The organism is Achromobacter sp. ISS7, assembly GCF_056523125.1.
On the sequence record NZ_JAWRZD010000001.1, the window covers coordinates 5,440,115 to 5,460,283 of the forward strand.

Sequence of the window (20,169 nt, forward strand, 5' to 3'; positions counted from 1 at the left end):
CCCCCCATGTCGCGCGCCCTAGACACCCACACCGACTTCATTCCCCGCCACATCGGCCCCTCCGACGCCGACCAGGCCGCCATGCTCGCCGCGATCGGCAGCCCCAGCCTGGACGCCCTGATCGAAGAAGTCGTGCCGCCCAAGATCCGCAGCCAGGCGCCGCTGGCGCTGCCGCCGTCGCGCAGCGAAGCCGACGTGCTGGCCGAACTGAAGCAGATCGCCGGCCGCAACAAGGTCTTCCGCAACTACATCGGCCAGGGGTACTACGGCACGCAGACGCCCAACGTGGTGTTGCGCAACATTCTCGAGAATCCCGCCTGGTACACGGCCTACACGCCGTACCAGCCCGAGATCTCGCAGGGCCGCCTGGAGGCCCTGCTGAACTACCAGACCATGGTCGCCGACCTGACCGGGCTGGACATCTCCAACGCCTCGCTGCTCGATGAAAGCACCGCCGCCGCCGAAGCCATGACGCTGGCGCGCCGTGGCGCCAAGTCGCAGAGCCCGGTGTTCTTCATCTCGCGCCACGTGCATCCGCAGACCATCGAAGTCGTGCGCACGCGCGCCGAGGGCCTGGACATCGAGATCGCCATCGGCGACGAGGCCGAAGGCCTGCCGGAGTGCTTCGGCGTGCTGCTGCAGTACCCGCACAGCACCGGCTCGGTGGCCGACTACCGCAAGCTGGCCGAGGCCGCCCACGCGCAAGGCGCGGTGGTGGCCGTCGCCACCGACCTGCTGGCGCTGGCGCTGCTGGCCGCGCCGGGCGAGTGGGGCGCGGACATCGCCATCGGTTCGGCCCAGCGCTTCGGCGTGCCGTTCGGTTTCGGCGGCCCGCACGCGGGCTTCATGGCCTGCAAGGACGCTTTCAAGCGCAACATGGCCGGCCGCCTGGTCGGCGTGTCCAAGGACGCCCAGGGCAACCCGGCGATGCGCCTGGCCCTGCAGACGCGCGAACAGCACATCCGCCGCGAGAAGGCCACCTCGAACATCTGCACCGCGCAGGTGCTGCTTGCCGTGATGGCCGGCATGTACGCCGTCTGGCACGGCCCGGCCGGCATCCGCCGCATCGCCGAGCGCGTGCAGCGCTACACCGCCATCCTGCGCGCCGAACTCGGCAAGCTGGGCCTCAAGGTCGCCAACGACACCTTCTTCGACACGCTGCTGCTGGAAACCGGCCCCGCCACCCCGGCCATCATCACGGCCGCCGAGTGCGAGCACGTCAACCTGCGCCGCGTCGACGGCGCCCGCCTGGCCGTGTCGCTGGACGAGACCGTCACCGCCGCCGACCTGCAGGCCCTGGTGAACGTGTTCGCCGCCGGCCTGGAGCACGATGACGTCGAACTGGACATCGACGCGCTGGACGCCGCCGCCGCCGGCGGCATTCCCGCCGCCGTGGCGCGCGAAAGCGCCATCCTCAAGCACCCGGTGTTCTCCAGCGTGCAGTCGGAAACCGACATGCTGCGCTACCTGCGCAAGCTGGCCGACAAGGACCTGGCGCTGGACCGCACCATGATCCCGCTGGGTTCGTGCACCATGAAGCTGAACGCCACGGCCGAGATGATCCCCATCACCTGGCCCGAGTTCGCGCTGGTGCACCCGTTCGCGCCCGCCGCGCAGAGCAAGGGCTACGATGAGCTGATCACGCGCCTGTCGGCCGCGCTGTGCGAAATCACCGGCTACGACAACATCAGCCTGCAGCCCAACTCGGGCGCGCAGGGCGAGTACGCCGGCCTGCTGGCGATCCGCGGCTACCACCAGGCCAACGGCCAGCACCAGCGCAACGTCTGCCTGATCCCGTCGTCGGCCCACGGCACCAACCCCGCGTCGGCGCAGCTGGCCGGCATGGAAGTGGTGGTGGTGGCGTCCGACGCCAACGGCAACGTCGACCTGGTCGACCTGCGCGCCAAGATCGAACAGGTCGGCGACAAGCTGGCCGCGCTGATGATCACCTACCCGTCCACGCACGGCGTGTTCGAGGAAGCCGTGACCGAGATCTGCGACCTGGTGCACCAGGCCGGCGGCCAGGTGTACCTGGACGGCGCCAACATGAACGCCATGGTTGGCGTGGCCAAGCCGGGCAAGTTCGGCTCGGACGTGTCGCACCTGAACCTGCACAAGACCTTCTGCATCCCGCACGGCGGCGGCGGCCCGGGCGTCGGTCCGGTCGCGGTGCGCGCGCATCTGGCGCCGTACCTGCCGGGCGTGGTCAACGAACAGGGCAAGCTGCCCGGCGAAGCCAAGGTGGGCCCGGTCTCGGCCGCGCCGTTCGGCTCGGCCGGCATCCTGCCGATCCCGTTCGTGTACATCGCGCTGATGGGCGCCGACGGCCTGCGCCGCGCCACCGAAGTCGCGATCCTGAACGCCAACTACATCGCCACCCGCCTGCGCGACCACTACCCGGTGCTGTACGCGGGCCGTAACGGCCGCGTGGCGCACGAGTGCATCCTGGACGTGCGTCCGCTCAAGGACACCAGCGGCATCAGCGCCGAGGACATCGCCAAGCGCCTGATGGACTACGGTTTCCATGCCCCCACCATGAGCTTCCCGGTGGCCGGCACGCTGATGGTCGAACCGACCGAATCCGAAGGCGTGGCCGAGCTGGACCGCTTCATCGAGGCGATGATCTCGATCCGCGAGGAAATCGCCCAGGTCGAGCGCGGCGAACGCGATCGCGAGGACAACGTCCTGAAGAACGCGCCGCACACCGCGCAGATGCTGCTGGCCGAGGAATGGCTGCACGACTACCCGCGCCAGCAGGCCGCCTACCCGGTGGCGTCGCTGCGCGATGCCAAGTACTGGCCGCCGGTGGCGCGCGTGGATAACGCCTATGGCGACCGCAACCTGGTGTGCGCCTGCCTGCCGATCGAAGCCTACGCCTGATGCCGCATGAGGGTTCGCCCCACGGGGCGCACCCTCGAGGCCCGCCTGGCGACAGGCAAAAAAAACCCCCATCGCAAGATGGGGGTTTTGTTTTTGCGCGGCAGCCTTACTTCTTGGCCGGCGCCGCCGTGATGGTGTTGGCGAAGTCCTCGGTGATGCTGAAGTAGGTGTTCAGCAGGATCTGGAGGTTCTTCTTGCCGATGCCGCCTTCGGCGTTCATGTCCATCTGCAGCACGGCCTGGTTCTTGTCGTCCAGGTAGGCGCGGGTCCAGCGGTATTCCTGGTTCCAGGCGTTGATGGCCTTGAGCGTGGCCGGCTTCTTGCTGGCGTAGGTCGCGGTGGCCACCAGGTCGTAGCACTTCTCGGAGAAGTCGTTGCACAGGAATTCCAGGCGCAGGTCGGTGGCGCCGGTACTGCTGGCGTCCAGGATCAGGACCGGCCCTTCGTCGCCGTCGGTCTTGCGCGTGTTGTAGCCCATGTCTTCGAGCATGTGGGCGACCGCGTCGACGTCGAATTCATTGACCACGTCGGCGTTGCTGGTGGCGGCCATGTCGTCGTCCATGGCGGTGGCGCCGGCGGCCGGCTCCGCTTCGTCCTCATCGTCGTCCATCGCGCTGTTCATGCCGGTCGCGCCGAGCAGGCCCGAGAACAGTTCGTCGGCCGGGATCTTCTTGCCGTTCAGGTCGCCCATGCCGTCGGCGAAGTGGAACTTGCCGACGATGTTGTCGCCGTCGTTCTTGCCGACGTTGAACATCTCGGCCATGCCCGACATGCTGCGCACGTTGTCGGCGGCTTCGGCGGCGGCCTTGTCGGCGGCCATGCCGTCCTTCTTGATGGCGTACTGCACCATCAGGTCCTGCACCATCGGCTTGGAGATGATCAGGGTGGCGTCGATCTGCTTGATGGCCTTGACCACGATTTCCTGCGGCGTCAGGTTCTTGACGTCGGGCGGGTTGGCCAGGTCCAGCTGGACGGTCAGCTTGCTTTCGCCCTTGCCGGTCTTCCAGCTGATCGGGTCGATGCTGAACGACGGGTTGCCCGCGAGCAGCTTGCCGGCGTTGTCCAGCAGCACCTGGAACTGTTCGTCGTTCAGGCCTTCGTCGCGGGTGCCGGCCATGTACTGGCGGATCAGCTGGTTGTAGGTGTCCGACAGCTGCTTGACCGCGGCGCCGTCCAGCTTGGCCAGCTTGATCACGGCCTGGCCGTTGCCCAGCGCCACGTCGTTCACGTTCAGTTCGCCGGTCTGGTAGGCGGCCTGGATGTTGATGTTCTTGTCGTCTTCGGACAGCTTGACGGTGTAGCCGAAGTTGTCGAGCGCGACCTTGACGTCGACGTCAGGCTTGGTGACATCGATGCGCTTGATCTTGATGGCCGAATCGCCGACCGACAGGCCGAACTTGCCCATGCGGCTGTCGACGTCCATCGTCAGGCCCGTCATCAGCATCTTGATCGGGTCGCTGCTCTTGCTGCCGTCCACGGCCAGCGTGTCGGTCTTGGCGGTGGCGGTGATCGCCTGCAGGCCGCGGTCGAAGGTGCCGGTGATTTCCATGCCGCTGAAATCGACCGAGTTGCCGTCATGGACGACCTTCACCGGCGCGATGCGGGCGGTCGAGGCGGTGTGGCCGCCGAAGCTGACCACGGCGTCGGACACCAGCGGCGAGACGTCCTTGGTCAGCTCGAACACGGGCTTGACGTTGTCGGTCTTGGCCAGCTCGGCGTGCACGAAGGCCAGCTTGGGGGCGATGGCGCCGCGCGCCAGCGCGCTCTTGGGGAACGGGCCGTGCTCGATACGCGTGTCGAATTCGATCATGCCGGCGGGCATGTCGTCCGGGGTCTTGTCGTTCTTGACGAACGACAGGCCGTAACGCGCCTGGGTCGAGAACAGGCCGCGCTCGTATTTGATCTGGTCGATGCGCAGGCCGAACAGGGGCGTGAGCTTGGCCAGCTTCTCATTGGCCTCGGCCAGGCGCTGCTGGGTGCTTTCCTCGATGCGCTTGCCGGTGTACCACGTGGCACCTACCCAGCTTCCCGCTCCCACTATGACCACGGCTAGGGTGATCGCTACGCTCTTTTTCATCGTTTTGCTTTGTCGTTGATTGTCGAGTCTTGTCCCTGCGGCGCGGCGCCGGTGACGGCGCGTCGGGGGGCACGGACATGTTCATCGGCCTGTCAGGACCCGCGGCGAGTATACCGAGGCGCAACGGCACGTTGCCGTGCGCGCGGTTACCGAAGATTTCAAAATGAAAGCCGGCGCCCTCGGGCGCCGGCCATATTGTCGACAAAACCGGTTTTACAGCGGGTCGAGCGGGTAGATCGGCCGCCGCACGTGCTGGAAGTCGAGCTGGGCGTAGTCGGAGGTGGTGACGCCCACGCCAGTGCACTCGATGATCTCGGTGGCCATGGCCGAGAAGCCCGCGCGCCAGTGGACGCGGCTCTTGAGCACCACGTAGCGCTTCTGCAGCGGGTCGATCCCGGCCGACAGCAGGCAGTTGATGTCGAACGGCTCCTGGTGGCGCGACACCACCACGATCTCGACCCGTCCGGTGTCGATCACCACGGTCAGGCCGGTGTCGTTGCGCACGCCGCGGTACATGGGCCCGCGGTTCAGGTAGACGCCGTCGAACACCAGCTTGACCCGCCCGGTCACGGTCAGCGGCTCGCTGGCCTGCTTGATGGCGGGCATGGCGACCTTGCCGCCCAGCGGCAGGGTGACGGTGCTGCCGACGCCGGCCGTGGCGGCCTCGCGCGCCGCCTGCGGATCACAGATGGCGTAGAACACCACGTTGTCCAGTTCCTGGCGCAGCACTTCGGCCAGCACCGCGGTGGTGTCCATGGTGCCGCCGGAGCCGGTGTTGTCGAAGTGGTCCAGCAGCACCACCGGGCCTTGCTCGATGGCCTTGGCGCGAGCGATGGTGGGGGCCAGCGGCTCGGGATGGAACACCCACTTGGCGCGGTCGTTCCAGGCGCGCTCCAGCAGTTCGTCGCGGTATTGCTCCGCCTGGGCCAGGTTGGCGTCCGTACAGACCACCGCGCTCAGGCCGGCCTCGCGGATGTCGGCGTGCGGGAAACCGACGAACACCGACGCCGCCAGCACGCCTTCGGCCTCCAGCTGGCGGCAGCGTTCCTGCAGCGATTTGTTGGGCTCGGCGTGGGTGCCCTGGCACATGACGTGCGGCAGCATGGGCTTGCTGGCCCAGGTCATGACCGGCTTGATCTCGCCCTGCAGCGTGCGCACGATGACGTTGGCGGCGCGCACGCCGGCCTCGCGGATGTCCACGTGCGGATAGGTGTGGAAGCCGCTGATGACGGTGGCGTGGTCGACGATGTCGGCGTAGATGTTGGCGTGCATGTCGAGCGTCACGGCCACCGGCGTCTTGGGATCGATCTCGCGCAGGCGCCGCAGCAGGTCGCCCTCGGCGTCTTCCACGCCCTCGGCCACCATGGCGCCGTGCAGGTCCAGCAGGATGGCGTCGTAGCCGCCCTTGCGGACCTCGTCCAGCACCAGCTTGCACAGCAGTTCGTGGGTCTCGGCGCTGGTCGGGCCGCTGGGCCAGGACTCGGCCGCCACCGGCACCACGATCTCGGCGCCGACCCGGCGCGCCACCTCGATATAGCCGCCCAGGCCGCTATCGGTGTTCTCGTAGGCCCGGATGGCGCGTTCGCCGGCCAGGATTTCAGGGTTGCCGCGGAAGAAACGCGCGAGCGGGGTGGGCACGGGCGAGAAGGTGTTCGTCTCGTGCTTGATCATTGCCAGAAGCCAACGCATGGAAATTCCTGTGGGTTGCCAAAGGGAAAGGGGGGCTCCGCCGGCGGGCGTCAGGCGGCGCGGGGCGGCTGCGGCCAGGGATGCTGGGCCGGGCGCATGCGCTCCCAGGCGCGGGCCACGCGCAGCACGCCCAGGTCGTCGAAGCGCGCGCCGGCGATCTGCAGGCCGATCGGCAGGCCGGCCCGGGTGTAGCCGCAATTGACCGAGGCGGCCGGCTGCTCGCTCATGTTGTAGGGCAGCGTGTAGCCGATGTGGTGCATGGTGGTGGCGACCTCGTTGGTGGGCGCGGCCCACTCGGCGTTGTAGGCCACCACCGGCGCCACCGGCGACAGCACGTAGTCGAAGGGGGCGGTCGCGGCGACCGTCCTGGCGCGCACGTTGAGGGTTTCGTAGTAGCTGCGGAACACGGCTTCGCCGGTCTGGCCGCCGCCGCTTTCGGCCCAGGCGCGGATGAACGGCAGGATCTTGGCGCGGCGCGCCTCGGGCAGGGCGCCCAGGTCGATGGCCGAGCGGGTGCGCCAGAAGCGGTCGACGCCGTCCAGCATGTCGGGCGTCATCCACGGCTCGAGCGGGGTGACGATGGCGCCGGCGGCTTCGAACTGGCGGGCCGCGGCCTCGACGGCCGCGCGGATCTCGGGATCCAGCGGCAGACCGCAACCGGCGTCCAGCTGCAGGCCGATGCGCAGGCCGCGCACGTCCAGTTCCAGGTTGAGCCAGTCGAAGTCCTGGAACGGCAGGCTCATGTGGTCGCGCGCGTCGGGTTGCGACAGCACGCCCATCATCAGCGCGGCGTCGGCGATGTCGCGCGTCATGGGGCCGGCGCAGCGGCCCATGAAGGGCGGATCGATGGGGATGCGGCCCAGGCTGGGCTTGAGCGTGGCGATGCCGCACCAGGCCGCCGGCAGGCGCACCGAGCCGCCGATGTCGGTGCCGATGTGCAGCGGGCCGTAGCCCGCGGCCGCCGCCGCGCCGGCGCCGGCGCTGGAGCCGCCCGGGTTCTTGCCCAGGTCCCAGGGGTTGCGCGTCAGCGCATGGAAGCTCGACAGCCCCGAGGACAGCATGCCGTAGTCGGGCATGGTGGTCTTGCCCAGCACCACGGCGCCGGCCTCGCGCATGCGCGCCGCCGGCGGCGCGTCGGCCGCGGCCGGCGTCAGGTCGGTGGCGGCCGTGCCCAGCGGCACCGGCACGCCGCGGGTGGCGATGTTTTCCTTGATGGTGGCGGGCACGCCGTCCAGCGAGTAGCCGCCGCAGGCCTGCGGTTCACCCTTCATCCAGCGTGCCTCGGAGGCGCGTGCCTGGGCCAGCGCCTGGTCGGGATCGAGCGCGTAAGTGGCGTGGATGTGCGGTTCCCAGCGCGCGATGTGATCGAGCACCGAGCGGGTCGCCTCGACCGGCGACAGGGTCTTGTTGCGATAGGCGGCCAGCAGTTCCTGGGCCGAGAGTTCATGCGGTTGCGACATGGCGGGTTCCAATGGACGGTAGGTTGCCGGGGAGTTCCTAGGCGGCGGGGGACGCAAGGCCGGCCGCCACGGGCCGGAAGTTGCGGAAGTCCCAGTCGCGTCCGGGCGCCGCGTCGATCAGGGCGCGGGTGTACTCGTGGCGGGGATCGGTCAGCACGGCCTGGGCGGCGCCGGTCTCGACGACCTTGCCGCGCTGCATGACCATGATGGTGTCGCAGATCTGCGCGGCCACGCGCAGGTCATGGGTGATGAACAGCACGCCCACGCCGGTGCGTTGGCGCACCTGCTCGAGCAATTCCAGCACCTGCGCCTGCACCGACACGTCCAGCGCCGACACGGCCTCGTCGGCCACCAGGATCTCGGGGTCCATCACCAGCGCGCGGGCGATGCAGATGCGCTGGCGCTGGCCGCCGGAGAACTGGTGGGGATAGCGCCGCATGGCGTCGGGGCTCAGGCCGACCACCGACAGCGTCTCGCCGGCGCGCTGCTCGGCCTTGTCGCGGGGCACGCCGAAATTGAGCAGGCCCTCGATGATGGACTCGCCCACGGTGCGGCGCGGGTTGAGCGAGCGGTACGGATCCTGGAACACGATCTGGATGCGGCGCCGCACCGGCCGCAGGGCCGCGCCGGACAGCGTGCTGAGGTCTTCGCCGCCCATCATCATGTGGCCGGCGGTGGGCTCGATCAGGCGCACGATGCAGCGCGCCACGGTCGACTTGCCCGACCCGGATTCGCCCACGATGCCGAGGATCTCGCCCTTGCGCAGCGTCAGGTTGACGTCGGCGGCGGCGATCACGTTCTGCGGCGCGCGGCGCGAGAACAGCGAGTTCTTGCCGCCATAGGTGCGGCCCAGGCCCTTGACGTGCAGCACCGGCTGGCCGACGGGCGCCTCGCGGTGCGAGGGCACCAGGCTCGGCACCGACGACACCAGCCGCCGCGTGTACGACTGCTTGGGTTCGGCCAGGATCTCGTGGCGCGTGCCGCTTTCGATCAGGTCGCCGCGGTTCATCACCACGATGCGGTCGGCGATCTCGGCGACCACGCCGAAGTCGTGCGTGATGAACAGCACGGCGGTCTGGTGCTTGACCTGCAGTTCCTTGATGAGCAGCAGGATCTGTTTCTGCGTGGTGACGTCCAGGGCCGTGGTCGGCTCGTCGGCGATCAGCAGCTTGGGTTCGAGGATCAGCGCCATGGCGATGACGATGCGCTGGCGCTGGCCGCCCGAGAGCTGGTGCGGATAGGCGTCGTAGATGCGCTCGACGTCGGGCAGGTGCACCGAGCGGAACATCTCCAGCACCTTGGCGCGGCGTTCGGCGGCCGACATGCGGCGATGCAGCCGCAGCACTTCGTCGACCTGCTTGCCGACGGTGTGCACCGGATTCAGCGCGGTCATGGGTTCCTGGAACACCATCGCCATGCGGGTGGCGCGCAGTTCGCGCAGGCGGCGCGGCGTGGCGGTGGCCACGTCCTCGCCTTCGACGCGGATCGAGCCGGCGCTGATGCGCAGCACGCCCGGCGGCAGCAGGCCCATGACGGCCAGCGAGGTGACCGACTTGCCCGAGCCGGACTCGCCGACCACGCACACGGTCTCGCCGGCATGCACGTCCAGGCTCAGGTTGCGCACCACGCGGTTGCCGGCGCCGCCGACTTCCACCGACAGGTTGCGGATGGCCAGCACGGCGGACGAGGTGTCGCCCGCGGGGGGAGTGGGAGAGTAGGTCATCGGCATCAGATCCTGCGCACCATTTTCGGATCGAGGGCGTCGCGCAGCGCGTCGCCCAGGATGTTCACGCTGAGCACGGTCAGCGACAGGAACAGCCCCGGGAACAGGATCAGGCCGGGCAGCATGCGGAAGTACATGCGGCCCTCGGACATGATGTTGCCCCACGAGGCGATCTCGGGCGGGATGCCCGCGCCCAGGAAGCTCAGGATGGCCTCGGTCAGCATGGCCGAGGCGAACACGTAGGTGCCCTGCACCGTCAGCGGCGCGATCGTGCTGGGCACCATGTGACGCCACAGCAGCAGCGGCAGCGGCGTGCCCAGCGCCAGCGCGGCCTCGACGTAGGGTTCGCCGCGCACGGTCAGGATCTGGCCGCGCACCAGCCGCACCACCCGCGGGATCTCGGGAATGGTGATGGCCACCAGCACCGTCATCAGGCTGGCGCCGGTCACCGACACCAGCGCGATCGCCAGCAGGATGCCGGGAATCGCCATGATCGCGTCCATGGTGCGCATGATGATGCCGTCGAGCGAGCGGAACCAGCCGGCGATGACGCCCACCACCAGGCCGATGGCGACGCTGACGACCGCGGCGCCCAGGCCCGCGATCAGCGAGACGCGCGCGCCGTAGGCCACGCGCGACCAGACGTCGCGGCCGAACGCGTCGGTGCCGAACAGGTAGTCGGTGAACGGCTGCTTCAGGCGCGCGCCGGGATTGATGTAGGTCGGGTCGACCGTGCCCAGCAGCGGCGCGAACAGGGCGATGGCGACGATGATGAGCAGCACCACCAGGGCCAGCATGACCGGCCAGCTCCTGAGGCCCTGGCGGATCTGGCGCCAGGCGGTGACGTGGGGCGTGCCGCCGCCGGGAAGATCGGCGGCCGCTTGCGCGGCGGCGTCGGTTGGCGTTTGCATGGCGTGGCCTCAGTATCGGATACGGGGGTCGAACACCGTGTAGGCGCAATCGACAACCAGATTGATGAATACGTAGACGAAGGCGAAGAACAACGTCAGGCCCTGGATCACGGGATAGTCGCGCGCCAGCACGGCTTCGACCACCAGCCGGCCCAGGCCGGGGATGTTGAACACCGATTCGGTCACCACCACGCCGCTGATCAGCAGCGCGATGCCCAGGCCCACCACCGTGGCGATGGGCACGGCGGCATTGCGCAGCGCGTGGCCCAGCAGCACGCCGGTCTCGGTCAGCCCCTTGGAGCGCGCGGTGCGGATGAAGTCCTCGCCCATGACCTCGATGACGCTGGTGCGCGTGATGCGGGCGATCAGGGCGATGTACACCGTGGACAGCGCCAGCGACGGCAGGATCAGCCGGTGCAGGAACAGCCAGAAGCCATTGGCCAGCGGCGTGTAGCCCTGCACGTTGAACCAGCCCAGCTTGATGGCGAAGGCCCAGATCAGCAGGTAGCCGGTGACGAACACCGGCACCGAAAAGCCCAGCACCGAGAAGCCCATCACCGCCCGATCCAGCAGCCGGCCCTGGCGCCAGGCCGCCAGCACGCCCAGCGGAATCGCCACGATCAGCGTGAAGACCAGCGTCAGCACCGCCAGGCTCAACGAAGGCTCTAGGCGCTGGCCGATGAGCTGGGTCACGGGCACGCCGGACATCAGCGAGGTGCCGAGGTCGCCCTGCAGCAGCTTGCCGCCCCAGATGACGAATTGTTTGACGACCGGTTTATCCAGGCCCATCGTCTGGCGTATCTGTTCGATACGCTCGGGCGTGGCGCCATCGCCCGCCATGATGATGGCCGGATCTCCCGGGCTCAGACGCAATATCGCGAAGACCACCACCGCGACCATCACCAGAACGGGGATGGTCGCGAGGAGCCGGCGTGAGACGAATGCCAGCATGTATTTCCCCCTGAACTACTTGCCCATCAAGGGGCTTTCTTGACGTTCCAGAACGCGAACACCGGTGCGTGCACCAGGCCCGAGAGCTTGGTCGTGTAGACGGTGGGCACGGACATCTGGCCCAGCGGCACGTACAGGCCTTCGTCGATGCCGATGCGTTGCAGCTCATCGGCGATCTTCTTCTGCTCGGCCGGATCGGAGGTCAGCGCGAACTTGGTGCGCAGTTCCTCGACCTGGGGGAAGTCGGGCCAGCCGAACCAGGCGTTGTCGCCGTTGGCCGCGGCCGGCGCCGAGCGCACCGGGTCCATCACGTCGGTGGCGTACCAGTTGGTGTTGTGGATGTTCCAGCCGCCTTCGGCCGGCGCCGCCTTGGAGGCGCGGCGGGTGGCCACGCTCTGCCAGTCCATCGCCGCCAGGTTGACGTTGAAGCCGGCCTTGCGCAGGGCCTGGGCCATCACCACGGGCTGGGCCGACAGCGTGCCGACGTCGGTGGCGTGCATCACCAGGATCGGGGTGTTGTCATAGCCGGCTTCCTTCAGCAGGGCCTTGGCCTTCTCGATGTTCGAGGGCACCACCACGTCCTTGCCGATGTCCGATTCCAGCGGCGTGCCGCAACCCCACAGCGAGGCGCACGTCTTCCAGTACTTGGGATTGCCGACCAGCGCCTTCATCACGTCTTCCTGGCCGATGGCGTACATCGCGGCCTGGCGGATCTTCTTGTTGTTGAAGGGCGGGTACTTGAAGTTGAAGCGGTACATCGTGAAGTAGCCGACCGGGCTGAGCGACTCTTCCTTCAGGTCCTTGTTGCCCTCGACCATCGGCAGCAGGTCATAGGGGAACTGCTCGACGAAGTCGATCTCGCCGCCCAGCAGGGCGTTGGCGGTGGTCAGGGCGTCGGGCATCACGTCCCACTCGACCTTGTCCACGTTCACCACCTTGCCGCCGGCCAGGCCGCTGGCGGGTTCCTTGCGCGGCACGTAGTCGGTGTTCTTGACGTAGACGGTCTTCACGCCCGGCTTGAATTCGGCCACCTTGAACGGGCCCGAGCCGGTCATGTCGGTGATCGGTTGGCCGATGGCCTGTTCGGCGATGCGCTTGGGCATCATGAACGGCGCGGTGCCGGTCGGCTTGGACAGGGCGCGCAGCGCCAGGTCCGTGGGTTCCTTCATGACGATGCGGAAGCTGTTGTCGTCGATGACTTCGATCTTGTCGGTGAATTTCAGCAGCGTGCGGCCCATGCCGTCGCCCGCGGCCCAGCGCTTGATCGACGCGACGCAGTCCTCGGCCGTGACGGGCTTGCCGTCATGCCATTTCTGGCCCGGGCGCAGCGTCATGGTGTAGGTCTTGCCGTCGGCCGAGACATCCCATTTCTCCAGCATCTGCGGCTGGATCTTGTTGTCGGCGTCGGTGGCCAGCAAGGTGTCGTAGATCATGTAGCCGTGCCACGTCGTGATGTACGCGGTGGTGGCGTGCGGATCGGTCAGGCGCAGCGGCGAGTGCATCACCGCCTTGATGACGGTGTCGGCGTAGGCGCCGTGGGCCATCAGCAGGGTGGCGCCGGCGAACGCGGCCGCGCGGACGAACTTGAGCATGAAATTCCCCTTTTATGCGTAGTGAGCGGCGCGGATTGCCGCTACGTCGTTGACGCGCCGCGCCGGGGCGCGGCGTGCGAGGGTCAGTCGGTTGCGGCGCCGGCGAAGACCGGGCCGCAAGGCGCCATTCTGATGCCCGGACGCAACCGTGTCCATGGTTGTTTTGCCGCATCCATCAGCATCGAGCCGGGCGCGGCGCAAACCAGGATCGTGTGCGCGATCGGCGTGAAATCCGCGCGGAAATGCGCCGAGCTTTTCACCGCCAGGATGGCCGTGCGGCGCGGCTCGACGCCGGCGAAACGGAACATTTCCTGGTCGGCCATCTGCACCTTGTTGGACGCCACCACGATGCGCACGCCGCCGATGCGCAGACAGGCGCTGGGGCCCAGGTCCATGTGGAAGCCGCGGTAGAACGCGCCGTGCGTATCGAAGCGCCCATCCGAAGTTTTCTCCACGATGAACTCCGCGTCCAGCGGTTCGTCGTCGGGAATACCCGAATGTCCACCTAGTGCAATGCGGACCGTTTTACCCACGCCGGCGCGGTGCGCGGCCAATGCGGCTTCCGGATCGACGATCAGGCCGATGGCGGCGTCGCGCACCTGGTGGCGGATCAGGGCGCGCAGCAGGCCGGTGGTGTCGGAACTGCCGCCGGCGCCGGGATTGTCCTGCGCGTCGGCGATGACCACGGGCGCGCTGGCCTCGCGCGCCAGCCGCAGGGCGGTGGTGACGGCGTCGTCCGGCGTGTAGAGCGTGCCGCCGAAATCGCGCTCGGCATCGAGCACCGCGCGCGCCAGCGTGTCGGCGGCTGCGTCGGCCTCGGCCTGGGTCGCGCCGTAGGCCCACACGGCGGGCAGGCAATCGGGAAAATCCGCCGTCGGGAAACCGGTGGCCAGCGACACGCTCGGGGCGCCGCGCGCCTCGATGTCGCCCACCATTTGATAGAGCGCGCGCGCCGGCTCGATGTCGGTCGATTGCCAGCACAGCGGAATCAGGTAGGGCAGCTGCCGCAGCGCCACGCAGGGCCGCGGCGCGCCGGCCAGGCGCCGCGCCAGCAGCGCGGCGGCGCGCTGGCCGGTCTCGGCCATGTCGATGTGCGGATAAGTGCGATAGCAGACCAGCGCGTCGGCGTGGCGCACCATCGCCGGCGTCATGTTGGCGTGCAGGTCGAGGCTGGCCACCACCGGCACGTCGGGGCCGACCAGCGCGCGCACGCGCTTGAGCAGTTCGCCCTCGCCGTCGTCCAGGTGCTCGGTGACCATGGCGCCGTGCAGGTCCAGGTACACGCCATCCAGCGGCATGGCCGCTTTCAGGCCCTGCAGGATCAGCGCGCTGATGCGTTCGAACGCATCCTCGGTGACCGGGCCGGAAGGACTGGCCGCGGCCCACGTGGCCGGCAGCAGCGTGTGCTGTTGCATGGCCTCGATGAAGCCGGCCACCGGAATGTTGGCGCCGGCCACGGCCTGGAACATCGCCGGGCCGCTGACCAGCTTCGGCCAGCCGCCGCCCTTGTCGGCGAAGTCCTCCCAGGCCGCGCGCGAAGGCGCGAAGGTATTCGTTTCATGCTGAAAGCCGCCGATCCCGATGCGCATCAGGATTCCCCTTGTTGTGTGTCTTTCGGCAAAACCCCGGCCGCTTCGCGGCTCGGGGCGGTGAGAACGTCTACATGATTACTTGGCCACCGGCATGGTGAATTCCGCGCCTTTGGTGATGCTGTCGGGCCAGCGCTGCATCACGCTCTTGTAGCGCGAGTAGAAGCGGATGCCTTCCTCGCCGTAGGCGTGGTGGTCGCCGAACAGCGAGCGCTTCCAGCCGCCGAACGAGTGCCAGGCCATCGGCACGGGGATCGGCACGTTGATGCCGACCATGCCCACCTTGATCTGGCGGGCGAAGGCGCGCGCCACGCCGCCATCGGACGTGAAGCAGGCCACGCCGTTGCCGAATTCGTGGGCGTTGATCAGTTCGACGGCGGCGGCGAAGTCGGGCACGCGCACCACGCACAGCACCGGTCCGAAGATCTCTTCGCGGTAGATGTTCATCGTGGGCTTGACCTTGTCGAACAGCGTGCCGCCCAGGAAGAAGCCCTTTTCGGCGCCCGGCACCTTCAGGCCGCGGCCGTCGACCACCATCTCGGCGCCGGCGGCGACGCCGTCCTCGATGTAGCCGATGACCTTGTTGCGGTGCTGCGCGGTGACCAGCGGGCCCATTTCGGCGTCGCCCTGCATGCCGTCCTTGACCACCAGCGCCTTGACGCGCGGGATTAGGCGTTCGATCACCTTGTCGGCCACGTCGCCCACCGCCACGGCCACCGAGATCGCCATGCAGCGCTCGCCGGCCGAGCCGTAGGCCGCGCCCATCAGCGCGTCGGTGACCTGGTCGAGGTCGGCGTCGGGCATCACCACCAGGTGGTTCTTGGCGCCGCCCAGGGCCTGCACGCGCTTGCCGCGGCGCGTGCCTTCGGCGTAGATGTATTCGGCGATCGGGGTCGAACCGACGAACGACAGGGCCTCGACGTCGGGGTGCGCGATCAGCGCGTCCACCGCCTGCTTGTCGCCGTGCACCACGTTGAATACGCCAGGCGGCAGGCCGGCTTCGGTCAGCAGCTCGGCCAGGCGCAGCGAGGCCGAGGGATCGCGTTCGGACGGCTTGAGCACGAAAGTGTTGCCGCAGGCGATGGCCACCGGGAACATCCAGCACGGCACCATCATCGGGAAGTTGAACGGCGTGATGCCGGCCACCACGCCCAGGGCCTGGCGCATGCTCCAGTTGTCGATGCCGCCGCCGATCTGGTCGGAATACTGGCCCTTGAACAGATGCGGAATGCCGCAGGCGAATTCGACGATCTCGATGCCGCGCATCACTTCGCCCTTGGCGTCCGAGAACACCTTGCCGTGCTCGCGCGTGATCAGCTCGGCCAGTTCGTCCTGGTGCTTGTCCAGCAGCGCCTTGAAGTTGAACAGCACGCGGGCGCGCTTGAGCGCGGGGGTTTCCGACCAGGCCGGAAAGGCGGCCTTGGCCGACGCCACGGCCAGCGCCACCTCATCGGTGGAGGCCAGCGGCACGGACGTGATGATCTCGCCCGTGGCCGGGTTGAAGCCATCCGCGTAGCGGTTGCTGCGGCCATCGTAGGGCTGGCCGTTGATGTAGTGGGAGAGGTTCTTCTTCATGGGAAAGCTCGGAGCGGGGTTCTTTGAAAACGCCGGAGGGCGGCCCGGGGCCGCCCGCCATTGTGTGCGATGCGCGGCGCCTGCGCCGCGCGGGAGTTACGCGACTTCCTTGAGCACCTTGCCGATCTGCTCGAAGATCTGGCCGATCTGGGCCTCGTCGATGATCAGCGGGGGCGAGACGGCGATGATGTCGCCGGTGTAGCGCACCATCAGGCCGCTGTCGAAGCACTTCTGGAACACTTCGGCGGCGCGCGCGCCCGGCGCGCCGGCGCGCGGCGCCAGCTCGACGCCGGCCACCAGGCCCAGGTTGCGCACGTCGATCACGTGCGGCGCGCCCTTCAGGCTGTGGGCGGCCTGCTCGAAGGCGCCGGACAGTTTGCGGGCGCGGCCGAACAGGTCTTCGCGGCGGTAGATGTCCAGCGTCGCCAGGATGGCGGCGGCCGCCAGCGGGTGGGCCGAATAGGTGTAGCCGTGGAAGAACTCGATGCCGCCGGCCGGGCCGTTGACGATGGCGTCATGCACCTCGCGACGCACCGCGACCGCGCCCGCGGGCACGGCGGCGTTGCTGACGCCCTTGGCCATGGCGATCAGGTCCGGCGTCACGCCGAAGAATTCCGACGCGGTGGCGGCGCCGAGGCGGCCGTAGGCGGTGATGACTTCGTCGAAGATCAGCAGGATGCCGTGCTTGGAGGTGATCTCGCGCAGCTTTTCCAGGTAGCCCTTGGGCGGGATCAGCACGCCGGTCGAGCCGGCCATCGGTTCGACGATCACGGCGGCGATGGTCGAGGCGTCGTGCAGCGCGACGATGCGCTCGAGTTCGTCGGCCAGCTGCGCGCCCCAGGCCGGCTGGCCCTTGGAATAGGCGTTGTGCTCCAGGTTGTGGGTGTGGGGCAGGTGGTCCACGGCGGGCAGCAGCGCGCCGGAGAAGGTCTTGCGGTTGGTCGAGATGCCGCCGACCGAGATGCCGCCGAAGCCCACGCCGTGGTAGCCGCGCTCGCGGCCGATCAGGCGGGTGCGCTGGCCTTCGCCGCGGGCGCGGTGGTAGGCCAGGGCGATCTTCAGGGCGGTGTCGACCGACTCCGAACCCGAGTTGGTGAAGAACACGCGGTCCAGGCCCTGCGGCATGAAGCTGGCGACGGCCGTGGCGGCTTCGAAGGCCAGCGGGTGGCCGAGCTGGAAGCCGGGGGCGTAGTCCATGATGCCGGCCTGGCGCGAGATCGCCTCGACGATCTCCTGGCGGCCGTGGCCGGCGTTGACGCACCACAGGCCGGCGGTGCCGTCCAGCACCTGGCGGCCGTCGGCCGAGGTGTAGTACATGCCCTTGGCCGACGCCAGCATGCGGGGATGCGCCTTGAACTGCTTGTTGGCGGTGAAGGGCATCCAGAGATGGGACAGGTCGGGCAACTCGGCGGGGGCGTTCATGGCGGCTCCAGGGGAAGGACAAGCGCCGGAGCCTGCGCGCGTTTCGGGCGGGCGGCCGGCGGGATGCGATTGATTCTGGTACGTCCGGCGAGGAATGAAAATATACAATCCGCGCAAACCGGGCTAACTGTATAGTTGCAAGCATGACAACTGTACAGTTAGCGTAGCGCCGTGATCGATTTCCAGCCCGTCCGTGCCCGCGGCCAGGCGCCGACCCTGGTGGACCAGGTGGTGGCGGCCGTATTGCGCGCCATCGAGGCGCAGGAGCTGCGTCCGGGTATGTCCCTACCCTCGGTGCGCGACTTCGCGCGCCAGCACCAGGTCAGCACCTTCACCGTGGCCAGCGCCTACAGCCGGCTGGTGTCGCTGGGCTGGCTGGTGGCGCGTCCGGGCGCCGGCTACCGGGTGGCCTCGCCCGACGCGCCGCCGCGCCGGGGCGAGCCGCAGTCCTGGGAGCCGCCGCGGCTGAACGCCGCCTGGCTGCTGTCGGACATCTTTGCCGACCACTCCATCCCCATCAAATCCGGCTGCGGCTGGCTGCCGGGCGAGTGGCTCAATGAAGAGGGGCTGCACATGGCGCTGCGCCACATGGGCCGGGTGCCGGCCATGCGCATCGCCAACTACGGCCATCCCTATGGTTACGCGCCGCTGCGCGAGACCATCGCCGCCACGCTCAGCGCCCAGGGCATGGAAGTGGAGGTGTCGCAGGTGCTGCTGACCCAGGGCGTGACGCACGGGCTCGACATGGTGATCCGCACCCTGCTGCGCCCGGGCGATACCGTGCTGGTCGAGCAGCCGGCCTACGCCAACCTGCTGCAGATGCTGCGGCTGGCGGGGCTGCGGGTGGTGCCGGTGGCGCGCACGCTGGACGGGCTCGATTGCGAGGCGCTGGAGCAGGCCGCGTCGCAGCACCGGCCGCGCGCGCTGTTCGTCAACACTGCGCTGCAGAACCCGTCCGGCGCCAGCATCAGCATGGCCAACGCCTTCCGCATCCTGCAACTGGCCGAGCGCCACGGACTGTGGGTGGTCGAGGACGACATCTCCCGCGAACTGGCGCCCGGCGTCACGCCCATGCTGGCGGCGCTGGACGGCGGCCGCCGGGTGGTCTACCTGGGCGGCTATTCCAAGGTCATCAGCCCGTCGGTGCGGGTGGGCTACGTGGTGGCGCACCGCGACCTGGCGCGCGACATCGCCCGCACCAAGATGGCGGTGGGGCTGACTTCGCCCGAGATCATGGAGCGCATCGTGCACCAGGTGATCCGCGAGGGCCGCTACCGGGCGCACATCGAACGCACCCGTGAACGGCTGGCCCAGGCCCACGCGACGGTGGCGGGGCTGATGGCGCAGCACGGTTTCGAGATCTATGCGAGGCCCCAGGCGGGCCTGTTCCTGTGGGCCAAGGTGGCCGGACAGTGGCGCGAGCGCGGCGCCAACGGCCTGGCCGGGCTGGCGCTGAAGGACGGCATCTGGCTGGCGCCGGGGTCGTACTTCGAGGCCGACGAGGCCGATACGCCGTGGGTGCGCTTCAACGTGGCGTATTCGGAGGCGCCGGCGCTGTGGCGCTTCATGCGCAACGAGGGCGCGGCCTAGGGCCTGTTCACACGGAAAGGCGCCTCGCACGGGCCGGTAATCGGCCGCCAGCCTGGGCGCCGGCGGCATCCAGGGCGGCCGGCGCCCGATTCATGCCGCGGGTTCAGGCGCGTTCGTACGTCACGAAGTCGTAGCGGTAGCCGTTTTCCTCCGGCTGCGCCTCGCGCGCGGTTTCGCGCCACTGGAAGCCGGGCAGCAGCGGGAAGAAGGCGTCGCCCTCGACCTCGGCGTGGACTTCGGTGGCCAGGATGCGGCTGGCCAGCGCCAGGGCCTGCGTGTAGATCTGCGCGCCGCCGATGACGAAGGCCTCGGCGCTGTCGCCGCAGGCGGCGATGGAGGCTTCCAGCGTCGGCACCACGGTGGCGCCGGCGGCCTCGAAGGCGGGGTTGCGGCTGATGACGATATTGGCGCGGCCGGGCAGGGGGCGGCCGAGCGAATCCCAGGTCTTGCGGCCCATGACGATGGGATGGCCCAGGGTGCTGCGCTTGAAGTGCGCCAGGTCGCCCGGCAGTTTCCACGGCAGGGCGTTGTCGCGGCCGATGGCGCGGTTGGTGGAATAGGCGACGATCAGGGTCAGGCGGGCGGACATGCGGGCGGGGCGCTCAGGCAAGGGGAGCCGGCGTGGCCGGCGGGAAGACCCCAAGCGTAGCAAATCTGGCCGCCAAGGGCGGCGGGTAGAACCGCCGCCGGGCCGCGGGGCGCGGCCCGCG

The 20,169-nt window shown here is 68.8% G+C and carries 13 protein-coding genes; 2 read left to right on the forward strand and 11 right to left on the reverse strand.

Translation table 11 applies throughout. The annotated features are described in order from the left end of the window. Positions 1–6 precede the first annotated feature (6 nt). Positions 7–2,880: an aminomethyl-transferring glycine dehydrogenase gene (gene gcvP / locus AC1HFW_RS24735; protein WP_479285459.1), complete on the forward strand. Its 2,874-nt coding sequence runs from the start codon at positions 7–9 to the stop codon at positions 2,878–2,880. A gap of 106 nt (positions 2,881–2,986) precedes the next feature. Here gcvP and AC1HFW_RS24740 read toward each other — a convergent pair whose 3' ends face one another. The 10 genes from AC1HFW_RS24740 to aptA all read right to left on the reverse strand — a co-directional run bounded on the left by AC1HFW_RS24740 (position 2,987) and on the right by aptA (position 17,869). Next, a complete protein-coding gene (locus AC1HFW_RS24740) occupies positions 2,987–4,957 on the reverse strand; it encodes a DUF945 family protein (RefSeq protein WP_035359556.1) in 1,971 nt (656 codons plus the stop codon). Positions 4,958–5,170: 213 nt separating this feature from the next. After that, positions 5,171–6,646 (reverse strand): M81 family metallopeptidase, encoded by a 1,476-nt coding sequence (locus tag AC1HFW_RS24745; protein ID WP_006391418.1) that lies wholly within the window; start codon positions 6,644–6,646, stop codon positions 5,171–5,173. Positions 6,647–6,696: 50 nt separating this feature from the next. Continuing rightward, positions 6,697–8,106, reverse strand: a complete 1,410-nt coding sequence (locus tag AC1HFW_RS24750; RefSeq protein ID WP_061073273.1) for an amidase — start codon at positions 8,104–8,106, stop codon at positions 6,697–6,699. Between the two features lie 37 nt (positions 8,107–8,143). Continuing rightward, entirely contained in the window at positions 8,144–9,829 is a 1,686-nt protein-coding gene (locus AC1HFW_RS24755) for an ABC transporter ATP-binding protein (protein ID WP_479285460.1), read from the reverse strand. A gap of 5 nt (positions 9,830–9,834) precedes the next feature. Beyond that, positions 9,835–10,740, reverse strand: coding sequence for an ABC transporter permease (locus AC1HFW_RS24760; RefSeq protein ID WP_061073274.1), 906 nt, complete (start codon positions 10,738–10,740; stop codon positions 9,835–9,837). A 9-nt stretch (positions 10,741–10,749) separates the two neighbouring features. Further along, on the reverse strand, positions 10,750–11,691 hold the full coding sequence (locus tag AC1HFW_RS24765; protein ID WP_006391414.1) for an ABC transporter permease: 942 nt from the start codon (positions 11,689–11,691) through the stop codon (positions 10,750–10,752). Positions 11,692–11,717: 26 nt separating this feature from the next. Beyond that, complete coding sequence (locus tag AC1HFW_RS24770) at positions 11,718–13,283, reverse strand: ABC transporter substrate-binding protein (RefSeq protein WP_049076225.1); 1,566 nt, start codon at positions 13,281–13,283, stop codon at positions 11,718–11,720. Between the two features lie 83 nt (positions 13,284–13,366). Continuing rightward, the gene (locus tag AC1HFW_RS24775) at positions 13,367–14,872 is read right to left on the reverse strand and encodes a M81 family metallopeptidase (RefSeq protein WP_479285461.1); all 1,506 of its coding nucleotides are present in this window, start codon (positions 14,870–14,872) and stop codon (positions 13,367–13,369) included. Positions 14,873–14,950: 78 nt separating this feature from the next. Further along, positions 14,951–16,447 carry a CoA-acylating methylmalonate-semialdehyde dehydrogenase gene (locus AC1HFW_RS24780; RefSeq protein WP_479285462.1) on the reverse strand — a complete coding sequence of 499 codons (1,497 nt, stop codon included), beginning with the start codon at positions 16,445–16,447 and terminating at the stop codon, positions 14,951–14,953. Between the two features lie 96 nt (positions 16,448–16,543). Continuing rightward, positions 16,544–17,869, reverse strand: coding sequence for an omega-aminotransferase AptA (gene aptA / locus AC1HFW_RS24785; RefSeq protein ID WP_061073277.1), 1,326 nt, complete (start codon positions 17,867–17,869; stop codon positions 16,544–16,546). 171 nt (positions 17,870–18,040) lie between these two features. Between aptA and AC1HFW_RS24790 the strand changes: the two genes are divergently transcribed. Further along, positions 18,041–19,459, forward strand: a complete 1,419-nt coding sequence (locus AC1HFW_RS24790) for an aminotransferase-like domain-containing protein (RefSeq protein WP_479285463.1) — start codon at positions 18,041–18,043, stop codon at positions 19,457–19,459. Between the two features lie 103 nt (positions 19,460–19,562). On the opposite strand, the gene AC1HFW_RS24795 is transcribed toward AC1HFW_RS24790, so the two are convergent. Further along, positions 19,563–20,048: a dihydrofolate reductase gene (locus AC1HFW_RS24795; RefSeq protein ID WP_479285464.1), complete on the reverse strand. Its 486-nt coding sequence runs from the start codon at positions 20,046–20,048 to the stop codon at positions 19,563–19,565. Between the last annotated feature and the right edge of the window lie 121 nt (positions 20,049–20,169).

Coding starts and splice junctions, on each gene's coding strand:
- AC1HFW_RS24740 (WP_035359556.1), bottom strand. CDS start 4,957: ATGAAAAAGAGCGTAGCGATCACCCTAGCCGTGGTCATAGTGGGAGCG.
- AC1HFW_RS24765 (WP_006391414.1), bottom strand. CDS start 11,691: ATGCTGGCATTCGTCTCACGCCGGCTCCTCGCGACCATCCCCGTTCTG.
- AC1HFW_RS24795 (WP_479285464.1), bottom strand. CDS start 20,048: ATGTCCGCCCGCCTGACCCTGATCGTCGCCTATTCCACCAACCGCGCC.
- AC1HFW_RS24750 (WP_061073273.1), bottom strand. CDS start 8,106: ATGTCGCAACCGCATGAACTCTCGGCCCAGGAACTGCTGGCCGCCTAT.
- AC1HFW_RS24755 (WP_479285460.1), bottom strand. CDS start 9,829: ATGACCTACTCTCCCACTCCCCCCGCGGGCGACACCTCGTCCGCCGTG.
- AC1HFW_RS24760 (WP_061073274.1), bottom strand. CDS start 10,740: ATGCAAACGCCAACCGACGCCGCCGCGCAAGCGGCCGCCGATCTTCCC.
- aptA (WP_061073277.1), bottom strand. CDS start 17,869: ATGAACGCCCCCGCCGAGTTGCCCGACCTGTCCCATCTCTGGATGCCC.
- gcvP (WP_479285459.1), top strand. CDS start 7: ATGTCGCGCGCCCTAGACACCCACACCGACTTCATTCCCCGCCACATC.
- AC1HFW_RS24770 (WP_049076225.1), bottom strand. CDS start 13,283: ATGCTCAAGTTCGTCCGCGCGGCCGCGTTCGCCGGCGCCACCCTGCTG.
- AC1HFW_RS24745 (WP_006391418.1), bottom strand. CDS start 6,646: ATGCGTTGGCTTCTGGCAATGATCAAGCACGAGACGAACACCTTCTCG.
- AC1HFW_RS24775 (WP_479285461.1), bottom strand. CDS start 14,872: ATGCGCATCGGGATCGGCGGCTTTCAGCATGAAACGAATACCTTCGCG.
- AC1HFW_RS24780 (WP_479285462.1), bottom strand. CDS start 16,447: ATGAAGAAGAACCTCTCCCACTACATCAACGGCCAGCCCTACGATGGC.